General features: G+C 44.2%; 5 protein-coding genes. All 5 read right to left on the bottom strand.

The window, feature by feature from the left end; genetic code table 11:
• Positions 1-3: 3 nt before the first annotated feature.
• From QQL36_RS20930 to QQL36_RS20910, 5 genes are read right to left on the bottom strand one after another with little or no spacing between them, the layout of a single operon-like run.
• Positions 4-756, bottom strand: coding sequence for a hypothetical protein (locus tag QQL36_RS20930; protein WP_083727805.1), 753 nt, complete (start codon positions 754-756; stop codon positions 4-6).
• Between the two features lie 10 nt (positions 757-766).
• The gene (locus tag QQL36_RS20925; protein WP_321566664.1) at positions 767-8,140 is read right to left on the bottom strand and encodes a hypothetical protein; all 7,374 of its coding nucleotides are present in this window, start codon (positions 8,138-8,140) and stop codon (positions 767-769) included.
• Positions 8,137-8,601: a hypothetical protein gene (locus QQL36_RS20920; RefSeq protein ID WP_083727809.1), complete on the bottom strand. Its 465-nt coding sequence runs from the start codon at positions 8,599-8,601 to the stop codon at positions 8,137-8,139. Before QQL36_RS20920 ends, QQL36_RS20925 begins: the two co-directional genes overlap by 4 nt.
• The gene (locus QQL36_RS20915; RefSeq protein ID WP_083727811.1) at positions 8,598-9,686 is read right to left on the bottom strand and encodes a hypothetical protein; all 1,089 of its coding nucleotides are present in this window, start codon (positions 9,684-9,686) and stop codon (positions 8,598-8,600) included. The genes QQL36_RS20920 and QQL36_RS20915 overlap by 4 nt, the downstream gene beginning before the upstream one ends.
• Before the next feature lie 4 nt (positions 9,687-9,690).
• The gene (locus QQL36_RS20910) at positions 9,691-11,943 is read right to left on the bottom strand and encodes a hypothetical protein (RefSeq protein ID WP_321566663.1); all 2,253 of its coding nucleotides are present in this window, start codon (positions 11,941-11,943) and stop codon (positions 9,691-9,693) included.
• Positions 11,944-11,953: the final 10 nt, after the last annotated feature.

The following is an 11,953-nucleotide window of genomic DNA, read 5'->3' as shown; positions in this document are numbered from 1 at the left end:
AGATTAACGATCTTTAATTAATTCATACCCGGAAAGCGCCACAGCCAGGCCATTGCTGATTTTAATATAACGGTTGCTGTTCAGCAACTCCTTGCGCACTACACCCGGTTTACAACTACTGATGCGGATACCGATAAATTTATCTCTGGTGGTATCGATAGGATGAGCTTCATCCGTCACTCTCATATAAGTCTGCTTTATCCACCCTGTACTGTCAAATGTGATATCATAAGCACGGCAGGTAGGATGCCTGTGGTTTAATAAGGAAATATGTACGCCCGCTTCATTCACACTACGCGTGATTGCATACCCCTCCTCCGCCAGTAAGGTAGCTTCCTTCCCCACTGATAATTTCATCGGGTTCACTACCTCCCTCGGTGGTGAAAGGAATACCTTATGTATATCATGTGCCACTACGATATAGGCGTTCTGCAATGAGATCATCTCCTGCCGGCCAACCCGGTAATATGCTTCCTGCCCATTTCTGGTATAACAAAAAGTCGTCTCCATATTCCGCGTACTGTCTGCCAGATCCCTCGCCGTAATAGTTCCCTCTATCGTGAGCACGGTCAATGTGTCCATTTTATGTAATACAGTACTCAGCTCCTGCAAAACACCTGTCTGATCAGAAGCAACAGGTTTGCTTTCTGCATATGTAGCAGGTTTAATCATACCATAACCACCCGGTCTGATTACCGCATAACCAACAGCCCCCAATATCAATACAGGAATCACCAGCAATATTTTTACCTTCATAATCCAGCAATTAATTTTTTCTTAATGCAGAACGGTTTTCTTTAATAGTCATAATACCACGCTCGGTTTCCTTCTTCACGCGTATCAATGATCCTTCATCATCATACTCATAGAAGGTGGCATAGTTATTCTCATCTAACTCTGCCATCACCCGCATATTTTTATCATCGTAAGTGAAAGTCTTCAGCTGTCCGTCATAAGGAAATATGCGGATGTCATCTATCGACACATTAGCTCCACCGCTCAGTGTTACATCTACAGCAGCCATATCACCCGTACCTACCCAGGTGGGAATCTCCAGATTACCTTCTACCAGTTTCCAGCCTTCCACTACAGCTTTCTTTTTAAAGACGACTGTATTGTTATTCACTGTAAGCGTAATGCCCGCACTGGCACTTGCCGGTTGTCCATCTCTTACCCATGCTGTGAAAATATACCGGCGATTGGTCACAGGGCAGAACCCGCGCAGGCCCAGCCATCCGTCTGGTTTACGGAAATACTCTCCCCACTGGTTATTGTTCAGGTAAATACCTGGCGTATGCTCGTAGGCATATACATATGTTTTCAGGTTAATCGGGCTGCTTAATTTCAGGCTATAATTACCACTATGCGCATTGACACTATCCAGCCGGCTCACGTAATTATCGCCCAGGGCCTTGCGGATATCAAATTCATCCGGCTTACAGGGCAGCACATTCACACAGGATGCGTTGAATTTATAATCATCAAACCCATCGTAAAATATCTCTCGCTGTCGCATATTGGCACCTACAGCCACTGGCAGGGAAGATTTAAATCCAAAACGTACGGCACTATATATCCCAAGTGCATTCTTCGTTTCCTGCTCCTGTGCGTATTCATCATATAAACCTATTGTATTGGATACGACCCACCCATTATTGGTAGACATCCCCCAGCCATTGTTATAGAACCAGTAGGCACTAAACTGCTGATAGGCCCCATTATTCCGTATATCTGCCTTCACGGCATTATTTGCAGGTAACTCCTGCCCGGTGCGGGAGGTGAGCCATACCATTTCCTTCCAGGGAAGCCAGTTGCCCAGGTAACCGGTTACATAAGGATTCAGTACCTGGCCATTAGGAATAGCAGGACAACCAGCCACACTATCACATAAGCTCACAGGTCCGCCTGAGCAGGTGAACCGCTGGGCTTCGATGACACCGTTCACATTTTTCACATAGGAGTTATATGGCTTGCCGGTCAGCAGATCATTGGTGGAGAAGATCCTGTTTAAATTGGGATAGTCTGTATTCAACTGCGCCAGCGTATTATTATATACTTCTACACCTACTGCATGCTGAGCAGCCGAATTATAGGCTTCGATGGTGATGATATGTTGCCCCTCCGAAAGATATACAGGCCGTACATTCCACAATACAAATGGTTTTGAATCTGTAGCACTTTCCATCAGCTCTTCCCGCCACAACATTCCATCAATATATATCCTCACCATATTATCCGCCCCATATCCTATATAGTACCATTTGCTTTCCGGTACTTTCAGACATGCTTCAACACCTATCCACTTCAGGTCATAAGCTTTACTTAACCAGATACCTGTCGCATTCAACATACCACAATAACCGGATGATCTCGCAGCACTGGTCTCTACAGAGTCTTCTATTGCCGATGCACCGGTCACCTGACCTACCCTCGAAAAAGTATAGATCTGACAGCTATCGGTACCCCACATAGAACTTTTTCGCCGGGTATCTTCTGTCCCCGCTACGTTATAAAATACAGCTCCTTCCTTCGAATAAACACCCGTCTGGTTACCTTCTGCTACCAGCAAACCTGTATCGGCACTTACGGTGGTGGAGTTAGGTATACATGCCTGTCCATCTGCCGTATTGGTATAACCATCCGGACATGCACCCTTAGGTTTGAATCCACAGTTGGGCGTACCATCGCACATGGCAGGCGTTGCACCATTCGAACACCTGTAATTGACTGATATTTTTCCGCCTGAAGCATCCAGGTAAAATGCCAGCAGGTTATTGTCAGTCGCAGCATTTTTAGTAGAGAAAAGAGTAATATTATTGAGCGCTGCGGCAGAGTTGACTGCCCGCAATGTAGCCGAATCAGTATTATAGATCTCCATGGCAGCAGCCTTCTGGTAGTACAGGTTCAACGCATCCATGCGGATCACATGCTTACCGGCGGGCAACTTTACCTGACGGATATTCCAGATCTGCTGGTTATTCTGATCCTCGCCTGTAAACACCTTGATCAACCTGCCGTCCACATAAATACGCATCAGGTCATCCCCGGCATGACCGATGTAATAATTCTTTGTGACCGGTACATCAATGCACTTTTCAATTCCCCACCAGGTATTATCCTTTGCCTGTTTTAGCCACACACCAGCCGTTTTAAGACGATTTTTCCAGGTGGTATCGCTAAGGATCAATTTCTGATTATTACTGGTGCTATCATACCAATAAGCCCCTTTAATACCATAGGTTTTATAATAATCACCAGGTATAAAATCAAACCCACTTGCCGCAGGCGTAGCTGGCAACATACAATCCCCGTTCGGTCCCTCTATATACCCTTCCGGACAACTCTTTATATTACAATCCGCCGCCTGTCCCCACGCCTCTGCATACAGCATGGCAGAGGCATTTAATACCTTGTAGGCAGACAGGTCTTCATTACTTACCATCTTCAACACATTCCCTGAAACCGGGTTTTGTAAGGTGGTCATGCCTGCAGCCGATGCCCCCAGCAGGTTACGATAGCCGGACCGGCATATCTTCACTGTTCCCTGGTAGTATTTCACAATTCTGCCGGAAGCCTCTATTACACGCAGCTTATTTACGGTGGAAGTATTTGTTGGTGAATTCACTACCCACATACGCATTCCTGTCATTACATCGATCAGTTCATCGCCGGGAGACAAATAATTCAAATAAGAAGAACCCGGGAGCGCATTTTCATCGGTTGTAAAACTATCCATCAGCAAACCGAGGTTCTGGTAAGCCATCCCCATCTGCTTATACATCCAATAAGCCGGAATATTGGTAGTATACACAGGATCATTGAACTCATTTTCACTTTGCGTAACCACCGGACCACCCGTATTCTTATCGAACAAAACATTCACTGATGTAATACTTGATCCATTTATTCGCTTCACTACTTTTGATACCACTCCAGTATACTCGATCGTTTTTACGATGGATGCAGACCGGAACAACCTGTAATCATCATTCTTAGACCAGGGGAAATGCGGAAGTGGAACTACCCACGGCCCAAAAGGGATCACATCTATACCAAGATTAATACTCTTACCTGTATTGTTCATTTCTGACTGACGCATATCTGCAAACATTTCTATCTCCCGTCCAATCACCTGATCTTTGGTGATCTTACCTGTTTCATCAACAACATCTACCACGTTTGATAAGCGCATAGTTCCACCTTCCTCAGTAGCATTATAATAATATTCAGTAGCGGAGATCTCCTGACCGGATTGGTTGAACACTCTTTCTGCCTTAGCCCTCCCATGCATGTCATTCAGGAAAATGGCATAGCCCTGTGACATAGTCAGTTCATAAATAGATTTACCACCAAAGAAATTGGCCCAGGTTTTAGGATTATTCAGCACCTGTTCCGGCATGGTCTGCTCTATTCTAACCGGGAATTCTTTTGCTGTATAGAATTCATAAGTTAGCCAACCGGTTTTATTCGCTTCGTCTGCCACACCATTCGCCCCGAGGCTTTTCACCTTCACTTCGCGGTATACCACCTGGGGCGCCGGGAAGAAAGATTCCCCCATCGGTTCTTCCAGGTAGAAATAATTATTAAGTCCCCACTTTACATCCTGGGTATATGCTACCGGCAGACGCATAGGGTTTTCATCACCCCCCACAGCCGGTTCATAAGAGGCTACACCACTACTGATGCGCTGACCATTCTGTATAGTCGTATATTCATATTCCTGCCCATAAGCAGCAGCTTGTTCTGCCCATTCGTCCTGCAGTTTAATCCGCTTTACACGAACACCACCTCCCAGTTTCGGTTTATCCTGTTTTGCAATTCTTACAAAACTTTTATTCAGGTTTATTTTAGCAGCAAACTTTTTCCGGTAAGCTTTCTTATTAAAATTCTCCCATAGTTCAGAAAGGTTTTTAATGGAATTACCCAAGGCTTTTACTGCGGCAGTGACGGGTCTGTCATCATTGATACGATTATTATAACCTGGATAGGCATAACGCGGCAGCTCCAGCCGCATGCGCTGCCAGGCAGCACTGATAAAAGGATTAACACCAGGGTTGCCTTCTGTATCATTTTCCATCCCGATGATAGCGGTATTTCCGTCAAATTTTACAGAAGCTATCTTTCCATATACAGGTACGAACTCAAACTTATTTTCTGTTGTTGCATTTACATCATCTGTCAGGTTAACATATACCTTCGCATAGAGATAACCAGAACCATTCAGGTATGTGTTGATAAACCACTGCTTTAATAGATCCGGATCATTCGCTACTGATACATCCGGTATCTTTGGAACAGTTAATTGAAACAACTTAGCATCCCGGAGTGAGGTGGTAGCATTATTATCACCATCCAGCATACCGGCTATTTTCACCATTTCCATCGCACGCCGGTTCTGTACATAAGCATAATCATCTGATTCATAAGTGACCTTAATCACCCCTCCTGATGGTAGTTTGATTTCAGACAAATGCCACATGGAAGCATTTTGTGCTGCCCTGGCAGAATCCCGGGTAGTATAGGGGAATTCATCATTCGCTAACCCGGAAAAATTATCCAGGCTGTTCGTGTTAGAAGGTTTTAAGGTTCCCCAGCGGTCTGACGACAGGTAGGCATATGTCTGGCCATCGTTGTAGTTAAAGGAATATGCATTCTGTTCTCCTTTCCCTGAGCTGGCATATTTGAAATAAACTTTTTTAAGCGTCAGTTTTCCCCAGCCATGTATACTATTCGGTATGCCCTGACACAGAGATGAATCATATTCAAACACGACCGTTTTTACGGGGGTTTTCAAATTACTCCTCGCATACAGCCTGATCTCTTTCAGGTATTTCTGTTTGACAGTCGTATCCATATTTCCATACAGATCGCAGCCCAGGGCATCCATTCTGTCCGCTGTGATAAAATAGGCGATCATATTTTTTGTTTCAATGGAGTGCAGGTATCTCAGTTCTTTTTCTCCATATACAAAAGATGCCTTATCATCATCAGGATCCGCATTGAGCGAACGGTTGTAGTTGGCCGTTCTCGTGCCGTAGGGGGTACGCCAGTGAAAGTCCTTATTGACCTTTGAATAGTTAAACTTTATAGCAGTGCCCCTGTCATCCTCACTCACACCATCACCTGTTACATCTACATAATCAGGAGACAGGATAGCCGTCAACAAATAGGATGTTGCATAAGCGGGCTGCACTTCTTTATGGAAATATTCATTGGTAAGCGATGACCCTCCGGATTTTGGTACATGACCTGGTTCTCCCTTTTCAACAGGGAATTTCACAATATTTTTGTCTGCCTGCAGTGAATCTTTATTGGTGGCAAATGAGTATTCCACCTGTTGTTTGTTATAAACCGGCAAGCCATATACCATTCGTTTTCCATCACCACCGGTAATCATCATTTCAGAAATATGATGATCCTTTCTGAATGAGTTCACTCTTTCTTCTTCAGTATACGATAGCTCACTACAGGACGCGGTGGCGAAACTATTATAAACGTTAAAAGCGTAATTCCTGATCTTCTTATCCAATGCAGCCTGCGCAGCTTCCCCGGCAGTCAGGTACATCACCGGTGCATTTCTGATCTGCCTGCCGGAACGTTTATAAGGTGCGGAAGGAGTAACTATCCCTGCACTGTCCCTCAGTTTTCCCTGTGCACTCTTCCCATCCAGTGGTACGCTGACAGCTCTTTCTCCCAGGATACGGTTAAAAAATGCCGGATCCTCCAACTGCTGTTCACCGGTATGTTTGAAATATGCTTCCTCCTCTCCTACATTACTTCTTTGTACAAAGTCACCCTTCGCCAAAAAGTCATTTGCTGCCTGCCATTTACCATTGGTGCTGCTGATGTCCTGGTTATAAATAGAAACACCTCCATGAAAATAGGCCCCGGCACCGTATTCCACACTGGCAGATGTATTGTCTGTTACGTCCTGCGTGCGGTTATCAAAGAATACCCCGCTGTGGTTCCGGTACAGCCGGATCTGTCCACCACCAGCCTGACTGGTATAAGAGAAAAGATCAGGAGTAGCCACGGGTAAAGCCAGGTTATGCATAGATGTGTCCACTGGATTATCTTTTTCACGCATAAAATCCATCATGGCTGCTGGTACATCTTTTCCTTTTTCTGCGTATAAAAACCCATATGTCGGGTTGTATTGTAACTGGTTTTTAACTTCCCTTTTTGTTTTGTAGCCAGTCACACCTACACCGCCGTATACTCCCCATGCCGTGCCACCAATATCACCACTGAATGTATAATTGGCGGATTTAAAAGAGATTTCAGATTTAGGATAAAAAGGAGGAGTATTATAATTTTTGGTAACACCTCCTACATACATACTGGCACTTTGACCTTTTCCATCCTCGTCCTGATCTTCTTTGCTTCCTTTAAACGAAAAGGAAGAACCTAATGTCAATGATTTCAGTCCTTCCCGGGTATTATATCCCAGGTTCATGGAAAGCGAGGAGGATGTGGAACCATATCCTGCCATTCTGTGGGATAATGATAAGGATACGGAAGGAGTTACCGATACCCCATCGGATGTATTGGAATTCACACCCAGTCCAAGGCCAATTCCGGGGGTATAAGCAGAAGAATTTGTCAATGATAGGCTGAGACCAGCGTTAGCACCCACTTCTGCGCCTATCCCTGTATAGTTATCACTGAAGATACCGACAGATAAGGAGCCTTCCAGGCCTACAGAAGAGTTACCAAAGAGCTCTCCCCGCACCGTCAGCCGCGCACCCACCGTGATCTTGGGCTTCATATAATTTGAAGTCAACACACTGTCTCCATAGCTATCATCAGGCAGACCGCGCAGCTGTCTGTTCACCGCTCCTGTGTTCAGGTTCCACCCCAGACCCACCCAGCTGGCTTCGTCATCCATCCCAATGCCAGACTGGTAATTGAGATTGATTGGATACCCCTCAACGTCCAGCAGCGGGATATTATATTTGAAGTTACCTGTTGAAAGGTCTACCATATCACTGGTACCTGCCTGCATAAATTGTTTGGCTTCCGGCTGTGCAGGACCAGAGGTCAATGCCCATGCAACAGAGGGGTATATGCTCTGTATGAAAAGCAAAGCGAGGAAAAAACAGGCGATTCTCGTACGGCTACTAGTATTGCTGATAATCATATCTGCTGATTGAATGAATCTACATGTGCAATAGCGCTACCCTCTAATGGGAAACTCATTAACTGATTGGTAAAAAGCCAGTCTTTAAATACCAACTCACAGTTTACCTGGGAAAAAGCATTGGGGCGGTTAAATAACAGCAGGTATTCAATCCCGTTCATATTCCCATTGGCCACCCTGATCACGTCTACCGGGTGCAGGGTATCTTTTACATTAACAAAAGAGAATAGGGTATCCAGGCCATAATTGAACCTGAGATGATCTGTATTTTTCAATGGAGAACCGTTACTGTTGTTAATATTCAACCTGAAACGAAGCAGGTCTTTGTCATCAGATGGCAAATACTGCAGGCTCAGTGAAAAGCCATTAATATTTTTTTCCTGAACCAACAGCTCCTTCTTTCCTTTTTTACAGGCACAACATATCAGCAACAAGGCTGTGATGATCACTTTATTTCTCATTCTGCATTTTTGTAGATAAACCTTAATTGTTTTTCCTCTCCATCAGGCAACTTCACATTCATGATGTAGAAATAGCTATCAGTGAATGATTTATTATCAGAAAGATCAATCACCACCTGGTTTCTACCTCTTGTTACTTTTACCTTTGGCAGTTTTGTTACCTGTTGTTCTGGCTTAGTCAGGCAACGAATAGTGTATTGAAGAGTGGTCGCTTCATAAGTATTGTTAAATGCAAATAGCAACTCCCCTCTTGCTATATAAAAATTGCCTTTGGCTAAATCTTCTATGTTTCTGAATGCTTCTCTGGATGTACTTGTAGAATCTTTTTCGCAGTCAATATTGAAATCCCATATTTCAGATTCAGCAAGGATTAGATCATTCCTATAAGCGGCTACCTGCCATGCATATTTCTTTCCTTCCACCAGTTCATTCGTTATAGAAGGATATAATTGCAGGGGCATGGGAATGTTCCGTTGATTAATTATTGCGAGGTTGCTCCTGATAGCTTCTACGGGTTGCTGACCATCTTTCACTTCTACAAGGATCATTCTGTATTGCACACCGTTTATAGCTGGTATAAGAGGTTGCCAGGAAAAGGCCGGGCGTTTGTCACATATCTTATCACCATCATAGGGCTGAATGAGTTGCAGACTGCTGAATGGCTCCAGGTTATAGTTAAAGCATTGATCGCCTGATAAGGAACCATTATGAGATACACCTTCGTATAACTGAAAACAATAATCATAGTCTCCTGCCGGGAAAAAACCACTCTGACTAATGACAGTAGCCAGTTTATTATTGGCGAATGCTACCGATGCATTATAGGCTGCACTGGCAGGTATATTGTTGACACCTGGTAATAGTTCAAAAGGTGGTGTTTGAATGGTGAGCACAGTACCTGTGGATGCCTCTGTGATTATTATTTTGAGATTAACTGTTTGCCGGGCGCCATTATTGCCAATGCGTGCCTTCCAGACACCATCGATCGTGCGCCCCTGCACCTCCGGCATAAAGGCAATAGTCAGCTGTGCCTTTACGACTATACATAAGCAGGTAAACAATGCGGTGAATATTACTCTTTTCATGGTGCTAGTTTATCTGGTAATGCAAAGAGGTGGTCGTATTAAATCTGCCATAGTAGAAATTGGCAGGCGTATTCGTCAGGTTCTTTCTGCCATCTGCGGACAGGGCAAGACTCCACCGTTTGAATAACTGTGCAGATACCTGCTGACGCAATCCTATTTGCCGGACTACATCCTTACTATCCATGTAAATAAGCGCACTGCCACAGGAGATTTTTTTCCATAGTATATATTGATAACCTGCATCTATATTTAAAAGGTTATTATAAATAGCAGCATCATGTACATCTCTGTTGTAATAGATATTCGTTATTACCATACCCGGTCCTGCCATAAAGGTGTGCATGCTGGATAGGTTTATAAACAGGCTCTTTAAATCCTGGTAATTCATTTGCTGGATGCCTAAAGAAGAATTATTTGTAAATGGTATGCCGCCTATTTTGCCATTTGCCTGAGACATGACGGAAAGTTTTCTATTGAGAAATGCGGTCACTCCATTTTCCCGCAGTGTATTTTGTAGCAGGTTCATACTGATAGTCAGTTTGCGGGTAAAACGATAACGGGCGTCAGCAGAGAATTGCAGACTCCTGCGCCTGTCATCTGTCAGGGGCGAAACTGCCTGGTTTCTCATATCCATTCTTATGGTGGCGGCGGCTTTGTTTTTTAGCCAGTTGCGGCGCAACATCAAACCATATTGCAGTACGCCCCGGCTGCCAAAGGGGCTACCGGGATTTACATAGCCTAACCCTGAATAGTTCATATATACTTTTTGTGAAAGCCCCCATTTGCTCACATCTCCGGAGTATGCCAATCCGATAGAAGCGGTTGCCCAGAGGTCATCCATAAAATGTGAAGCAGCCGATTTTGATACAGCCGCAGCATCATTAAAACTGCTGGAGGATTTTGAAACGTCAATATCAATTTTACCCAGGCTGCCGAGATCACATTGTTTAGAAATGGATCCAACGAATACATTCCTGCTGATAACAGCCGTGTTAAATCCATTATTCGACTGGGCTTTTGCATTTGCATTCAGTACGGAGACATGGGTTTGTTTAGCGCCAACATCACCACGCCCCATTCGCAGGTATTGCATCGCATATGAACTATTCCCGGTAGATGATTGCATGCCCACATCCTGAATACCTAATTCGTTAGCTTTACCAGCCGCCAGCATAATAAACCTGTTATTTTTAAGGTAGGAACCGGCTGCCCCTGTCATAAATACATCTGACAAGGTGCCTATGCTTCCCGCTTTCAATTCTTTCACACTCATCATAAATCGCTGAAGCGAACTCATATTAAGTAGATCAGGTGCTATGCGGGATGCATTTTCAGGATGCTGTAATACAGATGCAATACGCTGCTGTGCTGCTTTTTGTGCACCTGCCAGCTGGTTCATTTCTTTCACATTTCCCAGTTGCTGTTTCAATGCCATCACTTTTTCCTGATATGCCTGTGGGGTATGCTGTAATGCATTCACTAATTGTGAACTATCCAAAAACATCACCTGATCAGGAGATATATGCCCTTTCAGACTATCATAGGCAGAGAGCTGAGTGGTCAGGTAAGATTGAATGCTGCTTTTGATGTCGATATCATCAAGGAAATATTTGTTGAGGTCATAAGATTGCTGTAGTTGTTGATTGACTTTATCCAGGTAGGCCTGTTTGTCAAAATTCAGTTTCAAAAACTGCGCATCTTTTAGTCCGTCGTTATAACCAGAAATTGTAGAATAATTAAATTGCACCGGGATACTTCCTATAGTCACCTGATCCTGGATGATCCCTTCATTCCACCAGGGAGATAACAGAGCAGTCGTATCGCTATAGATCGTTTGCCAGCTGATGCCCTTGAGTGTATTCTGGGGTATACCCGGCAGATGTACGGGTGATTGGGGTTTGAGGGCATAGAATCCTCTTAGTTTATTATCAATAAATCCGGCCAGCTTCAGGCTGTCATGAAAACCAGTGAACATTCGTTGCATCCGGTTAATGCCAGCCTTCCCATTGCCGGCATTCAGATATTGCATAAATTCCTGACGTGCACCTGGTTGAAGATTGTCCAATCCCAACCGGCTAAAGGGCAGGCTACCAGGAACAAACTGATTATGTATACCAGCATATCTCGTATTCAATGAGTCCATCACTGCCTGCTTTAATACGACCCCTTTCAATGGATCGGGTAAGGTATCCGCAGCAATAGCACAGGTACTAATAAAAAGTACCAGCAGACTGACCACTTTAGGGATCACATGCATAAGAAAAGAT

Source organism: Chitinophaga sp. LS1, from assembly GCF_034274695.1.
Lineage (GTDB): Bacteria > Bacteroidota > Bacteroidia > Chitinophagales > Chitinophagaceae > Chitinophaga.
The sequence above is the reverse complement of the archived record's forward strand: the minus strand, read 5'-3'. Positions and strand labels throughout refer to the sequence as shown.